General features: G+C 63.5%; 21 protein-coding genes. 11 read left to right on the plus strand and 10 right to left on the minus strand.

The genetic code is table 11. From position 1 onward, the window contains the following. Positions 1-21: 21 nt before the first annotated feature. The 4 genes from RRX38_RS12300 (at position 22) to RRX38_RS12315 (ending at position 3,845) form a co-directional block, all read left to right on the plus strand. Entirely contained in the window at positions 22-993 is a 972-nt protein-coding gene (locus tag RRX38_RS12300; RefSeq protein WP_315959452.1) for a TRAP transporter substrate-binding protein, read from the plus strand. A gap of 64 nt (positions 994-1,057) precedes the next feature. Further along, positions 1,058-1,585: a TRAP transporter small permease gene (locus RRX38_RS12305; protein ID WP_315959453.1), complete on the plus strand. Its 528-nt coding sequence runs from the start codon at positions 1,058-1,060 to the stop codon at positions 1,583-1,585. Next, a complete protein-coding gene (locus tag RRX38_RS12310) occupies positions 1,586-2,866 on the plus strand; it encodes a TRAP transporter large permease (protein ID WP_315959454.1) in 1,281 nt (426 codons plus the stop codon). A gap of 58 nt (positions 2,867-2,924) precedes the next feature. Continuing rightward, positions 2,925-3,845 (plus strand): DMT family transporter, encoded by a 921-nt coding sequence (locus RRX38_RS12315; protein WP_315959455.1) that lies wholly within the window; start codon positions 2,925-2,927, stop codon positions 3,843-3,845. A 50-nt stretch (positions 3,846-3,895) separates the two neighbouring features. Here the strand turns inward: RRX38_RS12315 and RRX38_RS12320 are convergent, their stop codons facing one another. Next, positions 3,896-5,200 carry an MFS transporter gene (locus tag RRX38_RS12320; RefSeq protein WP_295473061.1) on the minus strand — a complete coding sequence of 435 codons (1,305 nt, stop codon included), beginning with the start codon at positions 5,198-5,200 and terminating at the stop codon, positions 3,896-3,898. Positions 5,201-5,506: 306 nt separating this feature from the next. Continuing rightward, positions 5,507-5,872, minus strand: coding sequence for a general stress protein (locus RRX38_RS12325; RefSeq protein WP_315962675.1), 366 nt, complete (start codon positions 5,870-5,872; stop codon positions 5,507-5,509). Between the two features lie 248 nt (positions 5,873-6,120). Between RRX38_RS12325 and RRX38_RS12330 the strand changes: the two genes are divergently transcribed. Then, a complete protein-coding gene (locus RRX38_RS12330) occupies positions 6,121-6,906 on the plus strand; it encodes a sulfite exporter TauE/SafE family protein (protein ID WP_315959457.1) in 786 nt (261 codons plus the stop codon). A 181-nt stretch (positions 6,907-7,087) separates the two neighbouring features. Then, complete coding sequence (locus RRX38_RS12335; protein ID WP_315959458.1) at positions 7,088-7,285, plus strand: hypothetical protein; 198 nt, start codon at positions 7,088-7,090, stop codon at positions 7,283-7,285. Positions 7,286-7,414: 129 nt separating this feature from the next. Here RRX38_RS12335 and RRX38_RS12340 read toward each other — a convergent pair whose 3' ends face one another. After that, positions 7,415-7,609 (minus strand): hypothetical protein, encoded by a 195-nt coding sequence (locus tag RRX38_RS12340; protein WP_315959459.1) that lies wholly within the window; start codon positions 7,607-7,609, stop codon positions 7,415-7,417. Positions 7,610-7,776: 167 nt separating this feature from the next. Here RRX38_RS12340 and RRX38_RS12345 point away from each other — a divergent pair, with 167 nt between their 5' ends. Then, positions 7,777-8,154 (plus strand): termination factor Rho, encoded by a 378-nt coding sequence (locus RRX38_RS12345; RefSeq protein ID WP_315959460.1) that lies wholly within the window; start codon positions 7,777-7,779, stop codon positions 8,152-8,154. 45 nt (positions 8,155-8,199) lie between these two features. Here the strand turns inward: RRX38_RS12345 and RRX38_RS12350 are convergent, their stop codons facing one another. After that, complete coding sequence (locus RRX38_RS12350; RefSeq protein ID WP_295473070.1) at positions 8,200-8,415, minus strand: PLD nuclease N-terminal domain-containing protein; 216 nt, start codon at positions 8,413-8,415, stop codon at positions 8,200-8,202. Between the two features lie 200 nt (positions 8,416-8,615). On the opposite strand from RRX38_RS12350, the gene RRX38_RS12355 reads away from it, so the two are divergent. Beyond that, positions 8,616-9,236, plus strand: coding sequence for a Yip1 family protein (locus RRX38_RS12355; RefSeq protein ID WP_315959461.1), 621 nt, complete (start codon positions 8,616-8,618; stop codon positions 9,234-9,236). Between the two features lie 214 nt (positions 9,237-9,450). Here RRX38_RS12355 and garD read toward each other — a convergent pair whose 3' ends face one another. The 6 genes from garD to RRX38_RS12385 form a co-directional block, all read right to left on the minus strand. Next, entirely contained in the window at positions 9,451-11,004 is a 1,554-nt protein-coding gene (gene garD, locus RRX38_RS12360; RefSeq protein WP_295473074.1) for a galactarate dehydratase, read from the minus strand. A 16-nt stretch (positions 11,005-11,020) separates the two neighbouring features. Then, entirely contained in the window at positions 11,021-12,394 is a 1,374-nt protein-coding gene (locus tag RRX38_RS12365; protein ID WP_295473077.1) for an MFS transporter, read from the minus strand. 160 nt (positions 12,395-12,554) lie between these two features. Continuing rightward, positions 12,555-13,466, minus strand: a complete 912-nt coding sequence (kdgD, locus tag RRX38_RS12370) for a 5-dehydro-4-deoxyglucarate dehydratase (protein ID WP_295473078.1) — start codon at positions 13,464-13,466, stop codon at positions 12,555-12,557. A gap of 1,023 nt (positions 13,467-14,489) precedes the next feature. Further along, positions 14,490-15,239, minus strand: a complete 750-nt coding sequence (locus RRX38_RS12375) for a FadR/GntR family transcriptional regulator (RefSeq protein WP_315959462.1) — start codon at positions 15,237-15,239, stop codon at positions 14,490-14,492. Between the two features lie 187 nt (positions 15,240-15,426). Then, positions 15,427-15,996 (minus strand): response regulator transcription factor, encoded by a 570-nt coding sequence (locus RRX38_RS12380; RefSeq protein WP_315959463.1) that lies wholly within the window; start codon positions 15,994-15,996, stop codon positions 15,427-15,429. Next, positions 15,993-17,252 (minus strand): ATP-binding protein, encoded by a 1,260-nt coding sequence (locus RRX38_RS12385; protein WP_295473084.1) that lies wholly within the window; start codon positions 17,250-17,252, stop codon positions 15,993-15,995. Before RRX38_RS12385 ends, RRX38_RS12380 begins: the two co-directional genes overlap by 4 nt. A gap of 214 nt (positions 17,253-17,466) precedes the next feature. On the opposite strand from RRX38_RS12385, the gene RRX38_RS12390 reads away from it, so the two are divergent. The 3 genes from RRX38_RS12390 (at position 17,467) to RRX38_RS12400 (ending at position 22,302) form a co-directional block, all read left to right on the plus strand. Then, positions 17,467-18,183: an SIMPL domain-containing protein gene (locus tag RRX38_RS12390; RefSeq protein ID WP_295473086.1), complete on the plus strand. Its 717-nt coding sequence runs from the start codon at positions 17,467-17,469 to the stop codon at positions 18,181-18,183. A 197-nt stretch (positions 18,184-18,380) separates the two neighbouring features. Beyond that, positions 18,381-20,606 carry an HET-C-related protein gene (locus tag RRX38_RS12395; protein WP_315959465.1) on the plus strand — a complete coding sequence of 742 codons (2,226 nt, stop codon included), beginning with the start codon at positions 18,381-18,383 and terminating at the stop codon, positions 20,604-20,606. A 94-nt stretch (positions 20,607-20,700) separates the two neighbouring features. Further along, the gene (locus RRX38_RS12400) at positions 20,701-22,302 is read left to right on the plus strand and encodes an ABC transporter substrate-binding protein (RefSeq protein WP_295473090.1); all 1,602 of its coding nucleotides are present in this window, start codon (positions 20,701-20,703) and stop codon (positions 22,300-22,302) included. The last annotated feature ends 15 nt before the right edge of the window (positions 22,303-22,317 follow it).

Below are 22,317 nucleotides of genomic sequence, written 5' to 3' on the forward strand. Positions count from 1 at the left end.
TAACAACATCGGAGTTTCATCATGACCTTCAAACGCAAGTTGCTCCTTGCCGTCCTTCCGTTCGCCATCGGCCTGTCCGGCACCGCTTCGGCACTGGACATCAAGTTCGCCGAGATCCACCCGGCCGGCTACCCGACCGTGGTGGCCGAACAGAACATGGGCAAGAAGATCGAACAGGCCAGTAACGGCAAGATCACCTTCAAGATGTTCGCCGGCGGCGTCCTGGGTTCGGAAAAGGAAGTCATCGAGCAGGTGCAGATCGGCGCCGTGCAGATGACCCGCGTCAGTCTGGGTATCGTCGGCCCGGTGGTGCCCGACGTGAACGTGTTCAACATGCCGTTCGTGTTCCGTGACCACGAGCACATGCGCAAGATCATCGATGGCGAGATCGGCCAGGAGATCCTCGACAAGATCACCCAGTCGGAATTCAACATGGTCGCCCTGGCCTGGATGGATGGCGGCACCCGCAACATCTACACCAAGAAGCCGGTGCGCAGCATCGCCGACCTCAAGGGCATGAAGATCCGTGTACAGGGCAACCCGATCTTCATCGACATGATGAACGCCATGGGTGGCAACGGCATCGCCATGGACACCGGCGAGATCTTCAGCGCCTTGCAGACCGGCGTCATCGACGGCGCCGAGAACAACCCGCCGACCCTGCTTGAACACAACCACTACCAGAACGCCAAGTACTACACCCTCACCGGCCACCTGATCCTCCCCGAGCCGGTGGTGATCTCCAAGACCACCTGGAACAAGCTCACTCCCGAGCAACAGGAACTGGTCAAGAAGGTCGCCCGCGAGGCGCAGATGGAAGAGCGCACCCTGTGGGACGCCAAGTCGGCCGCCAGCGAAGAGAAGCTCAAGGCCGCCGGCGTGGAATTCATCACCGTCGACAAGAAGCCGTTCTTCGATGCCACCGCGCCGGTGCGCGAGAAATACGGTGCGCCGTTCGCCGACCTGATGAAACGCATCGCCGCAGTCCAGTAACCATCCCCTTCACTGCTGCTGCCCGCAGTGCGGCCCTCGCCGCCTGCGGGCCTGGATGTGCCTTATGAAAACACTCGTACTGCGTGTGAACGACGCGCTGTACAGCGCCTGCATCTGGATCGCGGGCCTGTCGATCCTGGCCATGTCGCTGATCATCCCCTGGGGGATTTTCGCTCGCTACGTATTGGGCACTGGCTCCAGCTGGCCGGAGCCGGTGGCGATTCTGCTGATGGTGGTGTTCACCTTCGTCGGCGCGGCCGCCAGCTATCGCGCTGGTGCACACATGGCGGTGGCCATGGTCACCGACCGCCTGGAGCCCGGCTTGCGTCACGCCACGGCGTTGCTGGTGCAGCTGCTGATGCTGGGCGTGTGCCTGTACATGACCTACTACGGCACACGGCTGTGCATGACCACCTGGAACCAGTTTCTGGCCTCGCTGCCAGGCGTGCGCGTGGGCATGACCTACGCACCGATTCCGATCGGCGGCGTGCTGACGCTGATCTTCGTACTGGAAAAACTCATCCTCGGCGATCAGAGCCAGCGCAAAGTGGTGCGCTTCGACCTGGTCGAAGAAAACGAAGGAGCGGCATAAATGGATGCCTTCATTCTGCTGGGCAGTTTCATTCTGCTCATTCTGCTGGGCATGCCGGTGGCCTATGCCCTGGGCCTGTCGGCGCTGATCGGCGCCTGGTGGATCGACATCCCGCTGCAGGCGATGATGATTCAGGTCGCCGCCGGGGTGAACAAGTTCTCCCTGCTGGCCATTCCATTCTTCGTGCTGGCCGGGGCGATCATGGCCGAAGGTGGCATGTCACGCCGCCTGGTGGCCTTCGCCGGGGTGCTGGTGGGCTTCGTGCGTGGCGGCCTGTCGCTGGTCAACATCATGGCCTCGACCTTCTTCGGCGCCATTTCCGGCTCGTCGGTGGCTGACACCGCGTCGGTGGGTTCGGTGCTGATTCCGGAGATGGAACGCAAGGGTTACCCGCGTGAGTTCTCCACGGCGGTCACGGTCAGCGGCTCGGTGCAGGCGCTGCTCACCCCGCCCAGCCACAACTCGGTGCTTTACTCGCTGGCCGCTGGCGGCACGGTGTCGATCGCCTCGCTGTTCATGGCCGGGGTGATGCCGGGGCTGCTGCTCAGCGCGGTGATGATGGGCCTGTGCCTGATCTTCGCCAAGAAGCGCAACTACCCCAAGGGCGAAGTGATTCCGCTGCGCCAGGCATTGAAGATCGCCGGCGAGGCACTCTGGGGCCTGATGGCCATGGTCATCATCCTCGGCGGTATCCTGTCGGGCGTGTTCACCGCCACCGAGTCGGCGGCCGTAGCGGTGGTGTGGTCGTTCTTCGTGACCATGTTCATCTACCGCGACTACAAATGGCGCGACCTGCCCAAGCTGATGCACCGCACGGTGCGGACCATCTCCATCGTGATGATCCTCATCGGCTTCGCTGCCAGCTTCGGCTACGTGATGACCCTGATGCAGATCCCGTCGAAGATCACCACCGCGTTCCTGACCCTGTCGGACAACCGCTACGTGATCCTCATGTGCATCAACTTCATGCTGTTGCTGCTGGGCACGGTAATGGACATGGCGCCGCTGATCCTGATCCTCACGCCAATCCTGCTGCCGGTCATCGAGGGTATCGGCGTCGACCCGGTGCATTTCGGCATGATCATGCTGGTCAACCTGGGCATCGGGCTGATAACCCCGCCAGTGGGGGCGGTGCTGTTCGTCGGCTCGGCAATCGGCAAGGTCAGCATCGAGGCCACGGTCAAGGCGCTGCTGCCGTTCTACCTGGCGCTGTTCCTGGTGCTGATGGCCGTCACCTACATTCCGGCCATTTCCCTGTGGCTGCCTAGCGTGGTGCTGTAACCCTCCCAGACGGGCCGGACCTCACCGGTCCGTCCCTTTCTGCGAATGGACCCTGCACATGGCTGCCTCCCCCGCTGCACCGCTGTTCCCCCGCAAACTGGCCGTGGCGCTGCTCGCGCTACTGGCCTGCTGCTTCGCCGGCAACCACATTGCCGCGCGCATCGCTTTCGACAACGACACCGGCGTGTTGCTGGCGATTCTGTGCCGCTCCGGCCTGACCTTGCTCGCCCTCGCCGCCCTGCTGGCCTGGCAACGCCAACCGCTGAGCCTGCCGGCCGGTACGCGCGGCTGGCAGGTGCTGCTCGGGCTGCTGATCGCCACCCAGAGCCTGTGCCTGTATTCGGCGGTGGCGCGCATTCCCGTGGCCCTGGCGCTGCTGGTGGGCAATACCTTTCCGATCTTGCTGGCGCTGCTCGGCTGGGCCTTGGGCGGACCACGGCCGACCCGCCGCACCGCACTGCTGATGGGGCTGATTCTCTGTGGCCTGGCGCTGGCCCTGGACGTTCCGGCACGCCTGCGCGGCGGTGGCGCCGACGAGCCGGCCTGGGCCCTGGGCATCGCCCTGGCGTTCGGCGCGGCCTGCGTATTCGCCTGTGCGCTGTGGATAACCGATCACAAGCTGGCCGAGGTACGCGGGCCGGTGCGCAGCCTGCTGACCCTGGCGATCGTGTTCAGCAGCATGCTGGTGGCGGGGCTGAGCGGGGTGATGCCGGCCGGGCTGTCAGTGCCGGGCAGCAGCAGCGGCTGGCTGGCGCTGGCCAGTCTGGTGCTGCTCTATGGCGTGGCCTTCACCTTGCTGTTCGTCTGCGTGCCGCGTTTGAACATGGCCCAGAACGCACCGGTGATGAACATCGAGCCGATTGCCACGCTGGTACTGGGCTGGGCCCTGCTCGGCCAGCAGCTCAGCGCCATGCAGTTGCTCGGTGGCGCCCTGGTGATCGGCGCCATCGTGTTGCTGACCTATCGCAAGAAAGGCTGAAGCCCCGCAACAGCGAGGCTTCAGCCAATGGCATCCGAATCCGGCGGGGATCAATGCCCGGGGGTGAGTGCTCCGGCATTGGTCACTGCTGGCTCATGGACCGGAACGCTGCGGATCTCCCGTGCGACCTTCCACACCAGCACCGCGGCGACGATGTCGAACGCTGCCAGCACCACGAACAGCGGGCTGTAGCCGATCTGCGTGACCAGGATGCCGAACACCAGGGTAAAGACCGCCGCCCCCAGGTAACCGAACATGCCGCCCATGCCGGTGGCGGTAGCCACCTGGTCCTTGTTGAACGAGTCAGAGGTGATGGCATACAGCGCGCCGGACAGGGTCTGGTGCGCGAAGCCGCCAATGCACAGCAGCATGATCGCGGTGTAGGGGCTTTCCACCAGGCCGATGCAGGCCGGGCCGATCATGCAGCTGGCACCGAATACCAGCACCATCTTGCGCGAGGTGAACAGCGAGACCTTGAAGTGACGGTGGAAGAACGGGCTCAGGTAACCGCCCAGTACGCAGCCGATATCGGCGGCAAGGAACGGCAGCCAGGCGAACATCGCCACTTCCTTGATGTTCATGTGCCGCTCGGTCATCAGGTACAGCGGAATCCAGGCGTTGAAGGTCTGCCAGGCCGGTTCGGAGAGGATGCGCGCCGAAGCGATGGCGTAGAAGTTGCGTTCCTTGAAGATGCGCTTCCAGGCGCCCTTCTCGCGCTTCTCGACTTTGAAGTGGGCTTCCTGGCCGGCCAGGATGTAGTCGCGCTCGCTGTCGCTGAGCAGTTTCTGGTCGCGCGGGTGCTTGTACAGCAGCATCCACGCCAGGGTCCATACCACGCCAGAGCCACCGACGATGAGGAAGGCCAGTTGCCAGCCGCTGTGCAGGATCGCCCAGACCACCAGCGGTGGTGCCAGCAATGCGCCCAGAGAGGAACCGATGTTGAACCAGCCGATGGCCACCGAGCGCTCCTTGGCCGGGAACCATTCGGTGGTGGCCTTGACGCCAGCGGGCAGGCCGGCCGCTTCGGTGATGCCCAACAGGCCGCGCATGAAGGCCATGCTCTGCCAGCCGCTGGCCAAGGCCGCACCCGCACAGGCCACCGACCAGGCCAGGGCGAAGACCGCGAAGCCCAGCTTGGTGCCGATGAAGTCGATGATCCAGCCAGCCACAGGCTGCATGAAGGCGTAACACAGCTGCCAGGCCGCAACGATCTTGGCGTACTGCTCGGTGGTGATCGACAGGTCGGTCATCAGCGTAGGCGCGGCCACGGACAGGGTATTGCGGGCGAGATAGTTGACTACAAGGCCAGCCGTCACAAGGCTGACCATCCACCACCGGATGCCTTTGATTCTCATTTTTTCACCTGATTATTTTTAGATTGCTGGTGAGTGCCCCGTTGTCTTCAAGCGGGTCGAGGCAACTTGTTTCAAAATGATTCTGACATGTCATAGGTCGTCGTACAACACCTTTTCAGCGTCGTGACTTTCGACCAAAGGCTTATATAACGGAGGCTTTACCGATAGATGGCGAAACGATTTCAGCGCGGAGATCACGCCTTTCACGGGGGGAGTTGTACGACCAGTTCAGGCGATTTTCAGTGGCCGGCTCACCCACCTTTCGAAGCAAGGGGAGCATGGCTCCCCTTGTCTTACCCGGCAGGCTTAACGCTCAGGCTGCTCGTCTTCACCACTGCGTTCGCTGACCTGCTCCCGCCCGCCACTGTCTTCACCCTGCTGGTGGGATGCCTGGCCACCTTTGCGGCCTGCTTCGGCGGCACGTTCAGGGTCATTGGCGAAGTTACCGCCCGATACCTGCCCGCCTTTCTTGCCAGCCTCGGAGGCCCGCTCGGGATCGTTGGCGAAATTGCCTCCCGACGCCTGGCCACCTTTCTTGCCTGCTTCGGAAGCACGTTCGGGGTCATTGGCGAAATTGCCCCCCGAAGCCTGGCCGCCCTTCTTACCGGCCTCGGAGGCCCGTTCAGGATCGTTGGCGAAATTGCCCGGATTGTTGTTACCGGTATTGGCCATTTGCATATCCTCCTCAAATGCACACCGCGTGAGCACGGCTGCACTGTCTAGGAGTGTGGCCAGCATCGGCGATGATCCCCGCAGGCGACCAATGGCGTTCGTGCGGGTCCCGAGGGTTGGTGATTCATAGCCCTTCGAAAATGGTTATAACGTTAGAACATATCCCTCTAACCCTCTAAGAACATAAATCGCTATGCTGCCCGCCACTTTTTACCTGACAACAGATAACAGTAATTCAGGGTTCGATAATGGATGTGGGCGGTTTCGGTTTTACGGTCGCCGGCCTGGTGGTCGGTTTCATAGTCGGCATGACCGGCGTGGGTGGCGGTTCGCTGATGACGCCGATCCTGCTGTGGTTCGGCATCAACCCGGCCACGGCGGTGGGCACCGACCTGCTCTACGCCGCAGTGACCAAGGCCGGCGGCGTGTACGTTCACAAGAAGAACGACAACATCGACTGGAAGATCACCGGCTGGCTGACCCTGGGCAGCGTACCGGCGGTGCTGCTGACGTTGTGGTTCCTCGGTAATCTGGGCCATAAACCGGAGGCCCTGAACGCCATCATCAAGCAGGCACTGGGCTTCGTGCTGCTGCTCACCGCCCTGGCGATCCTGTTCAAGAATCGCTTGCTGGCCTTTTCCCATAGCCGCGTGGAAGGTCACTCGCTGTTCAAGGGTTCCAGCCTCAATGTGCTCACGGTGGTCACCGGGCTGATCCTCGGCACCATGGTCGCGCTGACCTCGATCGGTGCCGGCGCACTGGGCACCGTGGCGCTGTTCATCCTCTATCCGCTGCTGCCCACGCGGCGCCTGGTCGGCACCGAGATCGCCCACGCCGTGCCGCTGACCCTGGTAGCCGGCATCGGCCATGCCAGCATGGGCAACATGAACTGGGAACTGCTGGGCTTCCTGCTGATGGGTTCGCTGCCGGGCATATATCTGGGTAGCCACATGGCCGGTCGGGTGCCCGACGGCCTGCTGCGCCCCTTCCTGGCCGTGATGCTCGGCGTGATCGGCTTCAAACTGGCGTTCTGAAGCCTTCGACACCAGCCGCCAGAACACAGCCCTGCCCCGCCGTACGTTGACCGGCGGCAGGGCATTCATCGATTCATGCAAATAGCACTGGCGCCCATCGGCATAGAAGCGCAGGATTTTCGGCGCGATTACCCGTGCCGGTCATCCGGCTCCGTTCACCTTGCCTGATGGAGATTGCGTCATGCTCATCCAGATAGAAGAAGGGTTCAGTGCCAACCAGTGGATCGTGAAACTCGATGACTACCCGGTGACCTGCCGCAGCCGGGAGGAAGCCCACGCCTTCGCCCAGCGCATGCAGGAACGCCTGGACGCACCGCACCCCCTGCCCGATATCAGCGCCACGGCCCCTCAGGAAGCGCTCACCGCTACCGCACACTGAGCGGCGAAGTTTCCGTTTCGTCTACATCCATTTCACATCCTCTTCACCTGAGGAGTCCTAAAGTTACATCACTCCTTTGATGAATCCCCTTGGCTCGCCGCCCCGCGAGCCATTTTTTTTGCCCGCGATTCAGCGGCTCTGCGCAGCGTCAGCCTCTCGCGAAACCGCGGCGGTCATGGGTGTGTTCAGCACCTGCAACTGCGCCAGCCGCTCGCTGCTGGTACCGCTCACGACCTGCCCACTCCAGTGGCCGACAATGCTGGCCAGCCAGGCGAACAGAAACAGCACCAGCAGTTGCAATGCCCATTTGCCAATTGTCGCCATGATCGATACTCCCCTGTGCGTTTGCATGCCCGGCATCTAACCACCGCACTGTTGCAAGGGCATTGCAGGCGGCCGCTGATCCATTGCCAGGAACTCCTATCAAGCGTAGCGCTTCCATACCTGAACGGCGCACAAATGGCGTGGCGCCAGCAAACGGAGGATGGGACATGCCGGTCGGAGACAAGAAACGCTACACCGCCAAGCAGAAGCGCAAGGCCGCGGCCATCGAGCAAAGCTATGAAGACCAGGGTGTGCCCAGGCAAGAGGCCGAAGCCAGGGCTTGGGCGACGGTCAACAAACAGTCCGGAGGTGGCGAACGTCAGGGCGGCTCCGGCACCCGCAAGTCAGAGGCTGCCAAACGCCGGGACCGTGAGGATTCCGCGCAGCGTGCCGCCCAGACCCGGCGCGGCGTGGTGCACAGTGACCGCCCGTTGCAAGGGCAGACCAAGGCAGAGCTGCTGCACCGGGCGCGTACGCAGAAGATCGCCGGGCGTTCGAGCATGAACAAGCAGCAGTTGATCGAGGCGTTGAGCAACGCCTCCTGAGCAGACAGCACCCGCAGGACAGCCCTGCGGGTGCCAGGTCGAAGGTTAGTAACGCGCAGTGTCGGGCGCGTGGCGCGGTCCGGCGACGATCCACGCCAGTACGCCAATGATGGGCACCGCAACGATGCCGATGATCCACATCGCCTTGTTCGAGGCGCTGGTACGGCTTTTACGAACCCGCATGACCGCCCACAGGTCCGACAGGATGATGAGGGCGACCAGCAAGGTGCTGGTCCACAAACCCAGTTCTGATAGTGGCATCTGAAACCTCCCCGACATGCTTGTCTACGGCACCCGATGCGGCGCGCCTTCCATAGAAGAGGCCAGCACGCCGCGTAAAGTTCAGAGTAGTAGGAAAACTCGGCGTTTTTTCCACTCCGGCGCGACTGCCGGTCCGTTTCAGCACGGCTCATCGTCCAAGCTTGGGGTCTGCGCAGCGCTGCCCCCAAGGAGAACCGAGCATGAACGTGCCCCTGTTCAAACTGTTGATCCATCCGCACGAGGCCTGGCAGGAAATGCACGGCCAGGAAGCCGCCGCCCCACGACAGTTTCTCGGCCACCTGGTGCTGCTGGCGCTGCTGCCGGCGGTGTGCCTGTTCATCGGCACCAGCCAGACCGGCTGGCCCCTCAGCGACCAGGAACGCGTATGGCTGGCCACCGGCAGCGCGCTGCAGCTGTGCATGCTGCTGTATCTGGCGATGCTGGTCTCGGTGTGGGTGGTAAGCCTGCTGATCCAGTGGCTATCCGGACGCTTCGGCCCGCGTCCTGGCTACAACCATTGCATCGGTTTCGTGACCTATGCCGCCGCCCCCTTCTTCATCGCTGGCATCGTGATGCTTTATCCCAACCGCTGGCTGACCGGGCTGGCGCTGATCGTCGCGGCGCTGTGGTCGAGCTGGCTGTTGCTGGTGGGTGCACCGGGCTTCATGCGCACGCCGGCGGGCAAGGCATTGCCCTATGCGCTGCTGGTCTGGGTGCTGGCCATTGCGGTGACACTGCTGACGCTGTGGCTGGCGATGAACCTGTGGCAGGCGCTGGGGCCGGAGTACGTGCTGGAAACGCTGGGAGAGGTGGTGCCGTGACGGCAGTTGGATGACCCGACAGAAGCGGTTTCAGCCGCGAACAGCGTCACGGCTGAAACCAATGCCGGGTAGGAGCGGCTTCAGCCGCGAAGCGAACGCCTGTTCACAGCAGATGCAGTGAATTTCCTGGCGCTTTCGCGGCTAAAGCCGCTCCCACCGGCCCACATGCCGCTTAATCGAACGGTATTGCCGCTGAAACCGTTCCTGACAGCAGTCAGGTCACCGGCGCCGGGTTGAACAGTGCCAGGTCGTTGTGCAGGCGGTAGTGTTCGGTCCAGGTCTTTTTCTTACCGCTGGCCACGTCCAGGTAGTAGTGGAACAGCTCCCAGCCCAGTTCTTCGATGCTTGCCCGGCCAGTCGCGATGCGCCCGGCGTCGACGTCGATCAGGTCCGGCCAGCGCCGTGCCAGTTCGGTGCGGGTCGAGACCTTGACCACCGGCGCCATGGCCAGCCCGTAAGGCGTGCCGCGACCGGTGGTGAACACGTGCAGGTTCATGCCGGCGGCCAGTTGCAGGGTGCCACAGATGAAATCGCTGGCCGGGGTGGCGCAGAAGATCAGGCCCTTGCCCTTGACCCGCTCGCCAGGACCGAGCACGCCGTTGATGGCGCTGTTGCCCGACTTGACGATGGAGCCCAGGGATTTCTCGACGATGTTCGACAGCCCGCCCTTCTTGTTGCCAGGCGTGGTGTTGGCACTGCGGTCGGCCTCGCCCTTGGCCAGGTAGCGGTCGTACCAGTCCATCTCGCGCACCAGTTCGCTGGCCACCTGCTCGTCCTGCGCACGCGAGGTGAGCAGGTAGATGGCGTCACGCACTTCGGTGACTTCCGAGAACATCACCGTGGCGCCAGCCCGCAGCAGCAGGTCCGAGGCATAGCCCAGCGCCGGGTTGGCGGTGATGCCCGAGAAGGCATCGCTGCCGCCGCACTGCATGCCCAGGATCAGCTCGGAGGCCGGCACGGTCTCGCGACGGCGCTGGTCGAGCTTCTTGAGGCGCACCTCGGCCAATTCCATGATCTGCTCGATCATTTCGTTGAAGCCATTGCCTGCGTCCTGCAGGCGGTACAGCCACTCATCGCTGAGGTCCACCGAGGGGTCGTTCTCGTGCATCACCTGCCCGGCCTGCAATTTCTCGCAGCCCAGACTGATGACCAGCGCTTCGCCGCCCAGGTTGGGGTTGCGTGCCAGGTTGCGCACGGTACGGATCGGGATGTACGCATCGGTGGCGGTGATCGCCACGCCACAGCCGTAGGTGTGGGTCAGCGCCACCACGTCGTCGACGTTGGGGTATTTGGGCAGCAGCTCGTCGCGAATACGCTTGACCGCATGTTCGAGTACGCCAGCCACGCACTGCACGGTAGTGGTGATGCCCAGGATATTGCGCGTGCCTACGGTGCCGTCGGCGTTGCGATAGCCTTCGAAGGTGTAGCCCTCCAGCGGCTGCTCCTTCTCCGGCACGGCGTCGGACATCGGCAGGCTGTCCAGCGCCGGGGCCGCTGGCATGCGCAGCAGGTCTTCACGCACCCAACTGCCACGCGGGATCGGCTGCAAGGCATAGCCGATGGTCTGCCCGTAACGGATCACGGCATCGCCTTCGGCAAGGTCCACCGTGTTGATCTTGTGGCTTTGCGGCACGTTCTCGACGGTTTCCAGACCATCCTCGAAGCGGGTACCGGCAGCGATACCCTGGTCGTTGACCACCACGACCACATTGTCCCGCGGGTGCAGGCGGATGTAGCGCGGTGAATCGGCGTGTTGGATCAGGCTCATCACGGTTACCTCAGGTTTAGGCTTTGGAAAGGTCGCTGCTTGGCTGATTCAGCGATGACCCCTTGCTTGGGGGCTCTTTCAATTCCACACGCTTGATCTCACCGACGATGAACAGGTAGCTGAACACCGCCAGCAGGGCGTTGGCGCCCACGTAGACCAGGGCCCACTTGAACGAGCCGGTGGTGCTGATGATGTAGCCGATGACGATCGGGGTGGTGATCGATGCCAGGTTACCGAAGGTGTTGAACAGGCCGCCACTCAGACCGGCGATCTGCTTTGGCGAAACGTCGGACATCACGGCCCAGCCCAGCGCGCCCACGCCCTTGCCGAAGAACGCCAGAGCCATGAAGCCCACGACCATCCACTCGATATCGACGTAGTTGCAGGTGACGATGGTGGTGGAGAGCATCAGGCCGCCGATGATCGGTGCCTTGCGCGCGAAGGTCAGCGTGTGGCCACGACGCAGCAGGTAGTCGGAAATCACCCCGCCCAGCACGCCACCGATGAAGCCGCAGATGGCCGGCAAGGAGGCGATGAAACCGGCCTTGAGGATGGTCATGCCGCGTTCCTGCACCAGGTACACCGGGAACCAGGTGAGGAAGAAGTAGGTGATGGCGTTGATGCAGTATTGGCTGAGATAGATACCCAGCATCATGCGGTTGGTCAGCAGCTGGCGGATGTAGTCCCATTTCGGACCGGCCTTGGCGGCGCCGTTGTCCTTAGCCTTCTCATCCATGTCGACCATGCCGCCATTGTTGGCGATGTGCTCGAGTTCGGCCTGGTTGATCATCGGGTGCTGACGCGGGCTGTAGATGACTTTCAGCCAGATACCCGAGAACACGATACCGGCTGCGCCCATGACCACGAACACGTGCTGCCAGCCGAAGCGATAGACGATCCAGCCCATCAGCGGAGCGAACAGCACGGTGGCGAAGTATTGCGCGGAGTTGAAGATCGCCGAGGCGGTGCCGCGCTCGGAGGTGGGGAACCAGGCCGCGACGATGCGCGCGTTACCGGGGAAGGATGGCGCTTCGGCCAGGCCGACCAGGAACCGCAGCATGAACAGCGCGACAACCGCGGTGGAGAGGCCGAACTCACCCACATAGCCTTGCAGCAGGGTGAACAGCGACCAGGTGAAAATGCTCAGGGCGTAGATTTTCTTCGAGCCGAAGCGGTCAAGCAGCCAGCCGCCGGGAATCTGCCCGGCCACGTAGGCCCAGCCGAAGGCGGAGAAGATGAAACCGAGGGTTACGGCATCGATGCCGAGGTCTTTCTGCAGGCTGGAGCCGGCAATGGCGATGGTGGCCCGGTCGGCATAGTTGATGGTGGTGACCAGGAACAGCATCAACAGGATCAAATAGCGGACGTGGGTCGGCTTGGACGTTTGCATTGGTAGAACTCCCACTCATTATTTTTTTACGCGGGTTAATGCTGTTTTTTAGGTTGCCCGACCGGCCCCTTGGTCACATCGTCGACAACGACACGTCCACCGGCCGGGCCCGCAACGACCAAGGCCGCTGAAGGTTCAGCGGCCTGGGTCCCTGGCGGTCTTACTGCTTGCCTTGCTTGTCCATCAGCGCGGCGAGCATTTCGAACTCTTCGCCGGTCAGGTCGGTCAGTGGTGCGCGCACCGGGCCTGCATCGTAGCCGGCGATCTTGGCGCCGGCCTTGACGATACTCACGGCATAGCCGGCCTTGCGGTTACGGATGTCCAGGTATGGCAGGAAGAAGTCGTCGATGTACTTGCCGACGGTGGCGTGATCGTCGCGGGCGATGGCGTGGTAGAAGTCCATGGCCAGCTTCGGTACGAAGTTGAACACCGCCGAGGAGTAGACCGGTACGCCCAGCGCCTTGTAGGCAGCGGCGTAGACTTCGGCGGTCGGCAGACCACCCAGGTACGAGAAGCGGTCGCCCAGGCGGCGGCGGATCGACACCATCAGTTCGATGTCACCCAGGCCGTCCTTGTAGCCGATCAGGTTCGGGCAGCGCTCGGCCAGTTTTTCCAGCAGCGACGCGTTCAGGCGGCAAACGTTGCGGTTGTAAACCACCACACCGATTTTCACCGACTTGCACACAGCTTCGACGTGGGCGGCGACGCCGTCCTGGCTGGCTTCGGTCAGGTAGTGCGGCAGCAGCAGCAGGCCCTTGGCGCCCAGGCGCTCGGCTTCCTGAGCCATCTCGATAGCCTGACGGGTCGCGCCACCTACACCGGCGAGGATCGGTACGCTTTTTTCGCAGGTATCGACGGCAGTCTTGATGATCTGCGAGTACTCGCTGGACGACAGCGAGAAGAATTCACCGGTGCCGCCAGCGGCAAACAGCGCGCTGGCGCCGTACGGGGCCAGCCACTCCAGGCGCTTGATATAGCCTTCGCGGTGGAAATCGCCCTGGGCATTGAAGTCGGTAACGGGGAAAGACAGCAAACCGTGGGAGAGGATGGACTTGAGTTCTTGTGGAGTCATTATTCGAACACCCTGGGGACATGAAGAGGAAAAGTCATCTGGCTGATTGCCGATGTCGTAAGTCATCGTACAACTGAAAGATGAATGCCACAACAGGGATTTGCGGTTTTTTCCGCAAACGGCCGTTTGAGCCGCTACAGGGCTTTATTTCCGCGGGCTGTGCGGGGACCAGCGTGCGACTTTAGTCATATGACCTCCGCCTTTCGATTGCTCAGCAAATGGTATTGAAGCAGAGACGACCGGCTTCAGCCGTAAGGCGTTTTCGCGACTGAAGCCGCTTCTGGCGGGTGACAGGGCCGGCAGAAAAAATAAGGACGTCTGGCACGGGTAGGACCGGCTTCAGCCGCAATACAGGTTCAGACCGTGGGAGCGAGCTTGCTCGCGATAGCTGCGTCACGTTCACAGCAGATGCATGGAGTTTGCTGACCTGTGCGCGAGCAAGCTCCAACAAAAGCCGAAGAGCTCTTAACTGACCAGTATTGGGCCTAGAACCAATACTGATCTTTTAGACCAGAGCAATCTGATTTGGCGTCGCTTTTGCTTTTCGAGCACCGCTCTCACAGACGCCGCAAAACGCGACTTCGGTGCAGGCCGAGTGGAGGTGTCATGGAAGGGGGTAAGCCGGCAGGGAAGCCGGCTTAGGCGCACTGGGCCAGGGACGGCCCATTGCGCCGGCCCCCTGGAATGGCGCCGGAAGGAGGGAAGTCTGCCCGCAGGGCAGACCCAAGCCAGGAGCAATGGCTTTTGGTTACTTTTGGCGCGCAGGGCACCTGGAAACCAAAAGTAACCCGCCGTAAAGGCGGAAAGGTGACTAAAGGGCACTGATGCTGCGGCGGGTGTACCCGATCCAGATAGCCTGCCATTCGCGAGCAAGCTCCAATGGTCTAACTGACCAGTATTGGCTCTAGTCGCAATAAGGTTCAGTTAGGCCCAAAGCGCTTGATCGAACAGTATGGGCTTCAGCCGGAAAGCGTCCCGACCGAAGTCCTTGCAGAGGCGGGCTGGCGGCTGAGCAACGATCGCTCAGCGGGTTTGAGCAGCGGCTTCTTCGTGGGCCTGGCGCAGCCGCTCGCGGCTGTTGGTCAGGTGCAGGCGCATGGCCGCACGGGCGGCTTCGGTGTCCTGGCGCTCGATGGCTTCGTAGATCTGCTCGTGTTCGCGGCTCAGGCGCACCATGTAATGCTGCTGGTCATCATGCGCCAGACGCGCGGAGTTCAGCCGGGTGCGCGGAATGATGCTCGCCCCCAGATGGGTCATGATGTCGGTGAAGTAGCGGTTGCCGGTGGACAGGGCGATCTGCAGGTGAAACTGGAAGTCCATGGCCACCGCGTCGCTGGCATGCGCAGCGCTTTCATTCAAGGCATCGAGGGCCTCGCGCATCGCCTGCAGTTGCTCGGGGGTACGGCGTTGCGCGGCCAGCCCTGCCGTCTCGACCTCCAGGCTGATGCGCAGTTCCAGGATCGCCAGCACATCGCGCAAGGTGACGATGGTCGCGGGGTCGATGCGAAAACCGCTGGGGCTTGGCAGGTCCAGCACGAAGGTGCCGATGCCGTGGCGGGTTTCCACCAGGCCTGAGGCCTGCAGACGGGAAATGGCCTCGCGCACCACGGTGCGGCTCACGCCCTGCTCTTCCATGATGGCCGACTCGGTGGGCAACTTGTCGCCGCGCTTGAGCTGGCCGGAACGGATACGCTCAGAGAGTTCGGTGACCAATTCCTGAGCGAGACTGCGGTGTTTCCGGCGGGCGCGGGGCGGGTTGCTTTGAGTGTCCATATCCAACTTGAGTCTTCTAGATAAGCGGCGAAGGTCAATCATAACGCAGCGGTTATCTGATCACACCTGTGAATAACTCCCGCCAGACCACGCCAGCCGCTGCCCGCAGGGCCCGTGAGCAGTTTCTGAATCGTGCACGGCGGCGCGAGCGCTCAAGCCCGAGGCCTGGCGTCGCTGGCCGGGCCGCTCAGCGGCGTACCGGGCGCTTCTGCAATTTGCGCTGCAAGGTCCGCCGATGCATGCCCAGGGCCCGCGCGGTAGCCGAGATATTGCCCTCGTGCTCGGTCAGCACGCGCTGGATGTGCTCCCACTGCAGGCGATCGACCGACATCGGGTTCTCGGGCACCAGGGTTTCCAGATTGGCATGCTCGGAGAGCAGCGCCGCCAGTACGTCATCGGCATCGGCCGGCTTGCACAGGTAGTTGCAGGCACCGCGCTTGATGGCTTCGACGGCGGTGGCGATGCTGGAGTAGCCGGTGAGGATCACCACGCGCATCTCCGGGTCCAGTTCCAGCAGCTTGGGCAGCAGCACCAGGCCGGAATCGCCATCCATCTTCAGGTCCAGCGCGGCGTACTCGGGCAGGTCCTGCTGGGCCAGGATCAGGCCCTCTTCGGCAGAGCCGGCGGTGCTCACGCGAAAGCCGCGGCGGCTCATGGCACGCGCCATGACCCGGGTGAAGGTCGCGTCGTCATCGACCAGCAGCAGGTGCGGCAGCTCTTCGCCGTCGGCCTGATCGACCTGGTTTTCATCGCTCATGCTTGTTCTCCTCGCTTGTCACGCGGCAGGCGCAGCTCGGTGAGCGTGCCGCCCTGTTCATGACGATAGAGCCGGACCGAGCCGCCCGCACGGGTGACACTGGCCTTGCTCAGGAACAGGCCCAGGCCGAAGCCCTTGCCCTTGGTGGTGAAAAAGGGTTTGCCGATCTGCTCGGCGACCGCTGACGGCACACCCGAGCCATGATCGCGGATGCTGATGACGATCTCCGAGTGGTCCCAGTCCAGGGCCACCTGCAGGTTCTCGGCACAGGCATCGGCGGCGTTGTTAAGCAGGTTGAGCAACGCCTGGGTGAGATCCGGGGGCGGCGCCAGCATCGGCACACTGCCCTGCCCCAGTTGCTGGAAGCGGTAGCTGACCTCAGGGCGCATCAGGTGCCAGCGGTTCAGCGACTCGTCCAGCCAGCGCGAGGCGGTCTGGTATTCCACCGCCATGCGCCGGTTGGCCTCGGCGGCACGCACCAGGTGCTGCAGGGTGTGCTTGCACTGGCCCACCTGCTCCTGCAGCACCGCCAGATCTTCCTGCAGGCCGGGGTCGCTGTGGTCCTGGCGCATTTCCTTGAGCAGCACGCTCATGGTCGCCAGCGGGGTGCCCAATTCATGGGCGGCGCCAGCGGCCTGAGTGGCCACGGCCAGCAACTGCTCGTCACGCAAGCCCTCTTCGCGGCGCTCGGCGCGCAGTTGTTCCTGGCGGCGCAGCTCTTCGGCCATGCGCGCAGCGAAGAAGGTGATCACCCCGGCAGCCAGCACAAAACTCAGCCACATGCCGTAGACCTGCATGTTCTCCCGGGAGATCGGGTAGTTTTCCAGCGGGTAGACCTGGGCCAGCAGCCAGGTGTAGAGGGCCAGGGCGATGCCGGACAGGATCAGCGAATAGCGCCATGGCAGGGTCACCGCAGCGATGGCCAGCGGCACCAGGTAGTAGGACACGAACGGGTTGGTCGAACCGCCGGAGTAATACAGCAGCGCACTGTGGATGATCAGGTCGAGTGCCAGTTGCACGGCGTATTCCTGCTCGGAGACCAGCCAGGGCATGCGCAGGCGCAACGCGGTCAGGGCACAGAGGATCGCCGAGCAGCCGAGGGTGATCGACAGTTGCAGCCACGGCAGGGGCAGTACGTTGAACAGCCAGGCGACCCCCACCGAGCCCGCCTGCGCGGCCAGCACCAGAATACGGATGAAGGTCAGGCGCCACAGATTTTGCCGAGTGGCGGAAAGCATTAGGACGGGGACGAGCATGAGCTCTCCTGCTGGGCGCAACGCGCGCGGGTGGATCGGAGCGAGTATAACCAAGGCAGGCCGGCTACCGGCAACGCTGCGGCAATGCGCCACAGCGATGAGGCACGTGGATAAAGGCCTGCACGCAGACCGGAACCGCAACCTTTTCCCGGTAGTCTTATGCCACGGCCCGGCCAGACTGCCAGCCAGGGCCATTCGCCAACAAGGAGTTCCCATGCTTAGACTTCGCCCTGCCGCCGCCCTCCTGGGCCTCGGTGCCGCCATCCTGGCCAGTGCCCCGGCCCTGGCCGACGAACCCCGCTATAACCAGGTGTCGCTGCGCGCCGAAGTGGACAAGGAAGTACCCCGCGACCTGATGGAAGTCACGCTGTACACCGAAGCCCAGGACAGCGACCCGGCCAAGCTCGCCAAACAGGTCACCGAAGCGCTGAACAAGGCCCTGGGCCAGGCCCGCCAGGTCAAGAACATCGATGTTCGCCAGGGCAGCCGCAACAGCTTTCCGATCTACGACGACAAGGGCCAGAAGATCACCGGCTGGCGCGAGCGTGCCGAGGTACGCCTGGAAAGCGCCGACTTCGCCGCGCTGTCGCAGCTGACCGGTGAAATGCTCACCGACCTCAAGATGGACAGCATGAACTTCGCCATCTCCTCGGCCACCCGCAAGACCAGCGAAGACGCCCTGATCAAGGACGCCGTGGCAGCCTTCAAGTCGCGCGCCGAACTGGTCACCCAGGCCATGGGCGGCCAGGGCTACAAGGTCGTCAACCTGAACCTCAACACGACGGGTTCGCCACAGCCGTTCCTGCCGGCCCCGGCACCGATGAGCATGAAGCTCGACCGCGCCGAAGCCGCCGTCACCCCGGATGTGGAAGCTGGTACCGCCAAGGTCAGCGTGACCGCCAACGGCACCATCGAAGTGCAGATCCCCTGATCCACACCGCCCGGCTTGCCGGGCGACAGGTCCCGCCGGCTGGCGGGACCCTTTCTCTCTCGCCGGTGCGGACACTCCTGCCGGCGACGCTTGACGATCCCACAGTTTGCGGCGCCCCGCGCCGATAGGCCTGCTTGCCCTGAACAGTAAGCTCCAGTCCCGTACACCTTCATTCACCACCCGAAGAGGAATCACGGATGACTCCTGTCATGGCACAGACTCGGCCCCTCGGCCGACGCCATCATCACCGCCTGCCGATGGGCAGGCCCACCACAAGCGACCTGGCGTTACGCGTCCAGCCCCGGCCAGCGGCCTATCTGCACAGCCCCTTTGCCCTGGAGCAGCTCACCGCCCTGGCGCGCGACTGCCTGGAGCCCGAATTCGTCATGCTGCTGGCCCCGGTGTTCGGCCTGGACCTTTCACCCCAGGTCTACGCCCGGCTCAGGGCGGCCTTGCTGCAGGAGCGCCTGGCGTCGCCGGCATGCCAGATCGTCCAGAATGGCTTCTATCCGGCCGAGTACGACCCACAGACCCGCACCCTGCTCATTCACCTCGCGGCGCTGGAACACATCCGGGCCAACCCGCAGCGAACCTGGGAACTGCTGGAGATCCTTCTCCACGAATTCGGTCATTATCTCGACACCGTGCTGCGCGAGGACCTGGCCGAACCCTTCGTTCGCCGCGACGCCTCCGGCGAGGAGGGTGTGCGCTACGCAGAACGCCTGGCCAGCGCCGGCTGGAACACGCAGCAGCCCACCCTGCTGGCCCGCTACACCGACCTGCAGGGCGAGACGGTCGAGCTGTATGTCGAGGCGCCAGCAGCGCTGCGGCGCATTCTGCGCGACCACCGCTCACTCGGCATGCTGCCCTCGGGCACGCTGCATCGGCATCGCGAGCGTTTCGAAGCCACCGATCACCACGACGGCCATTTCAGCCACCAGCGTCTTGAACAGGGGCTGTTGACCCTGGGCTTTTCCGAGATGGAGCGAGAGCAGGTCTACTTCGGCAACTGGCTGCGCGATTATTCGCAGTTGCTCGACCCCAAGCTGGTGCGGGGTCCGCGCATGGCCAAGGCCTTTCCCACGCTGCTGTCCCGAGAAGCGCTGACCGACATCGTCGACATCCTCGCTTCCCGCCAGTTCGCCGAACAGCGCCTGCAGGACCGCGAAGCGTTTCGGGTGACCGACGCCCGCCTGGGTGTCTACCGCCCCACCGAGCACATCGACAACCCCCGTGTGGAGCCGCCGGTCCCCTTCGACCCGGCCGAACGCGACTGCGACTTCGAGCCCTGGGTGTTGCCCGAGGACGAAGTGCTGCAGGTCGACCCGCAGACGTCCCTGAAGCGCTATATCCAGCGCTCGGTGGACTACCTGCAGGAACAGTTGCGCGTCGCCATGCAGGCCGGGCGCAACAGCGACGGCCTGCACGCTTTCGGCGCCGCGCTGCATGTCCTCGAAGACCTGTTCGCCCACTCCAACTTCGTCGAACTGGCGCTGAACAAGCTGGGCCACGCCGTGCTGCCCTGGACCTCTCCGGCACAGTGCCGTCACGGGCTGCCGCTGGTGACCGGGCGCTTCGCCGGCGCTGACGTCATCGCCAGCCTGGCACCGCCCGTGGCGCGCCTGGTCGCCCCGGCGCAGAACTGGGCATTCACCCTCGCCCAGCCGGGGCAGCGCTCCGACAACGAATTGATGTTGCTGGTGCTGCTGCGCGAACACCCGGACCCGCGCTACCTCAAGGACTACAGCCGCTGGCTGGAATTCTGCGATGAAGTCAGGGCCAGCAAGCTCTATCCCCTCGTCAAGTTCAAGGCCTGGGCCGAAGCCGCGCCGCTGCGCCTGCTCAACAACGCCTGGAACGAAGTGCAGCGTGGCCTGCTGACACTGCTCGGCAACCAGGTCGACGAAGCGCAGATTTTCCTGGAGGGCGACCCGAACCGTAACGGCTCCACCGACCCTACGCATTCGCAACTGGCCAAGGATCACGGCGACCATCCGTTGCACGAAGCCGCCGCGCTGCTGGCCGAGCGAGCCGTCATGCGCGTCGCCCAGGCCATGCTCGCGCACTGGAACGGCCAGCCGGAAGAAGACCCGCTGGCCCTGGCGGCCAGTTACTTCGCCCACCCGCAAGACACCGACTGGCAGGACGAACTGCTGGCCGAATGGGCCCTGGCGAATCCGGCACGGGTCGAGCAGGCCAGCTCGCTCAGCGACCTGAAGAAACTCCAGGATCAGGCCCTCCAGCACAGCCTGGGCGCCCTGCAGCACCTGGCCGAAGAGACCCAGGCCACCTGGCACTACCTGCAGCGCACCTTCGAGAGCTGGCTGGCGCAATGGCCAGACTTCAAGGAATCGGAGCTGTGGAAATGGCTGGGCGATCGACTGGACGGCGCCGAACCGCCACCGCAGGGGTTAGAACCGTGAGTGCTGACGAGCGAACCATCTGATCTTGTAGGCAAAGCCATCAGTGCGGCATGCTCCATCGACACGCCAATCCACGCCCGACGATGGGGAATTCATGGACAAGACCGTCTTCAAACCCTTGCTGCTGACCACCGCACTGCTGGCCTGCGCGCCCCTGGCCCAGGCCGCCAGTACCCTGGTGTACTGCTCCGAGGCCAGCCCCGCCGGCTTCGACCCCAGCCAGTACACCAGCGGCACCGACTTCGACGCCTCGGCAGAAACCGTGTTCAACCGCCTGACCCAGTTCAAGCGTGGCGGCACCGAGGTCGAACCGGGGCTGGCCACCGATTGGCAGGTGGCCAGTGACGGGCTGAGCTACACCTTCCACCTGCGCAAGGGCGTGAAATTCCATACCACCGACTACTTCACCCCCAGCCGCGACTTCAATGCCGACGACGTGCTGTTCACCTTCAATCGCCTGCTCGACCCCGAACAGCCGTTTCGCAAGGCCTACCCTTCGGAATCGCCCTACTTCACCGACATGGGTCTGAACACCACGATCAAGAGCGTGGAGAAGCTCGACGACTACAGCGTGCGCTTCAACCTCAACAATGTGGATGCTGCCTTCGTACAGAACCTGGCGATGAGCTTCGCCTCGATCCAGTCTGCCGAGTACGCTGCCAAGCTGCTCAAGGAAGGCAAGGCCGGCGAGCTGAACCAGAAGCCGATCGGCACCGGGCCGTTCGTGTTCAAGCGCTACCAGAAGGACGCGCAGATCCGCTACACCGCCAACAAGCAATACTGGAAACCCGAGGACGTGAAGATCGACAACCTGATCTTCTCGATCAACACCGACGCCGCCGTGCGCCTGCAGAAGCTCAAGGCCGGCGAATGCCAGGTCAGCGGCTACCCGCGCCCCGAAGACATCGAGGTGGCCGAGAAGGACCCGAATCTCAAGGTGCTCAGCCAGCCGGGCTTCAATCTGGGCTTCCTGGCCTACAACGTGACCCATGCGCCGCTCGACCAGCTGAAAGTGCGACAGGCACTGGACATGGCCATCGACAAGCCAGCGATCATCAAGGCCGTGTACCGCAGTGCCGGGCAACTCGCCGAAAACGCTCTGCCGCCTGGCCAGTGGGGCTTCGATCCGAAGATCAAGGACGCCCCGCACGACCCGCAAAAGGCCCGGCAACTGCTCAAGGAAGCCGGCGTCGCCCCCGGCACGCAGATCAACCTGTGGGCCATGACCGTGCAGCGCGCCTCCAACCCCAACGCCCGGCTCTCGGCGCAGATGATTCAGGCCGACTGGGACAAGATCGGCATCAAGGCCAACATCGTCAGCTACGAGTGGGGCGAGTACATCAAGCGCGCCAAGGCCGGCGAGCACGACGTGATGATCTACGGCTGGACCGGCGACAACGGTGACCCGGACAACTGGCTGGGCGTGCTGTACAGCTGCGCGGCGGTCAAGGGCAGCAACTACGCCAAGTGGTGCGACCCGGCCTATGACAAGCTGGTCACCCAGGCCAAGACCACCAGCAACCGCGACGAGCGCATCAAGCTGTATCAGCAGGCCCAGCAGATCCTCAAGGCCCAGGTGCCGATCACCCCGATCGCCAACTCCCGGGTGTTCCAGCCCATGCGCAAGGAGGTGCAGGACTTCCGCATCAGCCCGTTCGGCCTGACGCCCTTCTACGGCGTGAGCCTGAGCCGTTGACCCCATCCCTGCGGG

The sequence above is a fragment of the Pseudomonas sp. DTU_2021_1001937_2_SI_NGA_ILE_001 genome, assembly GCF_032463525.1.
In the GTDB taxonomy this organism is placed as follows: domain Bacteria; phylum Pseudomonadota; class Gammaproteobacteria; order Pseudomonadales; family Pseudomonadaceae; genus Aquipseudomonas.

Coding starts and splice junctions, on each gene's coding strand:
- RRX38_RS12300 (WP_315959452.1), top strand. CDS start 22: ATGACCTTCAAACGCAAGTTGCTCCTTGCCGTCCTTCCGTTCGCCATC.
- RRX38_RS12305 (WP_315959453.1), top strand. CDS start 1,058: ATGAAAACACTCGTACTGCGTGTGAACGACGCGCTGTACAGCGCCTGC.
- RRX38_RS12310 (WP_315959454.1), top strand. CDS start 1,586: ATGGATGCCTTCATTCTGCTGGGCAGTTTCATTCTGCTCATTCTGCTG.
- RRX38_RS12315 (WP_315959455.1), top strand. CDS start 2,925: ATGGCTGCCTCCCCCGCTGCACCGCTGTTCCCCCGCAAACTGGCCGTG.
- RRX38_RS12320 (WP_295473061.1), bottom strand. CDS start 5,200: ATGAGAATCAAAGGCATCCGGTGGTGGATGGTCAGCCTTGTGACGGCT.
- RRX38_RS12325 (WP_315962675.1), bottom strand. CDS start 5,872: ATGGCCAATACCGGTAACAACAATCCGGGCAATTTCGCCAACGATCCT.
- RRX38_RS12330 (WP_315959457.1), top strand. CDS start 6,121: ATGGATGTGGGCGGTTTCGGTTTTACGGTCGCCGGCCTGGTGGTCGGT.
- RRX38_RS12335 (WP_315959458.1), top strand. CDS start 7,088: ATGCTCATCCAGATAGAAGAAGGGTTCAGTGCCAACCAGTGGATCGTG.
- RRX38_RS12340 (WP_315959459.1), bottom strand. CDS start 7,609: ATGGCGACAATTGGCAAATGGGCATTGCAACTGCTGGTGCTGTTTCTG.
- RRX38_RS12345 (WP_315959460.1), top strand. CDS start 7,777: ATGCCGGTCGGAGACAAGAAACGCTACACCGCCAAGCAGAAGCGCAAG.
- RRX38_RS12350 (WP_295473070.1), bottom strand. CDS start 8,415: ATGCCACTATCAGAACTGGGTTTGTGGACCAGCACCTTGCTGGTCGCC.
- RRX38_RS12355 (WP_315959461.1), top strand. CDS start 8,616: ATGAACGTGCCCCTGTTCAAACTGTTGATCCATCCGCACGAGGCCTGG.
- garD (WP_295473074.1), bottom strand. CDS start 11,004: ATGAGCCTGATCCAACACGCCGATTCACCGCGCTACATCCGCCTGCAC.
- RRX38_RS12365 (WP_295473077.1), bottom strand. CDS start 12,394: ATGCAAACGTCCAAGCCGACCCACGTCCGCTATTTGATCCTGTTGATG.
- kdgD (WP_295473078.1), bottom strand. CDS start 13,466: ATGACTCCACAAGAACTCAAGTCCATCCTCTCCCACGGTTTGCTGTCT.
- RRX38_RS12375 (WP_315959462.1), bottom strand. CDS start 15,239: ATGGACACTCAAAGCAACCCGCCCCGCGCCCGCCGGAAACACCGCAGT.
- RRX38_RS12380 (WP_315959463.1), bottom strand. CDS start 15,996: ATGAGCGATGAAAACCAGGTCGATCAGGCCGACGGCGAAGAGCTGCCG.
- RRX38_RS12385 (WP_295473084.1), bottom strand. CDS start 17,252: ATGCTCGTCCCCGTCCTAATGCTTTCCGCCACTCGGCAAAATCTGTGG.
- RRX38_RS12390 (WP_295473086.1), top strand. CDS start 17,467: ATGCTTAGACTTCGCCCTGCCGCCGCCCTCCTGGGCCTCGGTGCCGCC.
- RRX38_RS12395 (WP_315959465.1), top strand. CDS start 18,381: ATGACTCCTGTCATGGCACAGACTCGGCCCCTCGGCCGACGCCATCAT.
- RRX38_RS12400 (WP_295473090.1), top strand. CDS start 20,701: ATGGACAAGACCGTCTTCAAACCCTTGCTGCTGACCACCGCACTGCTG.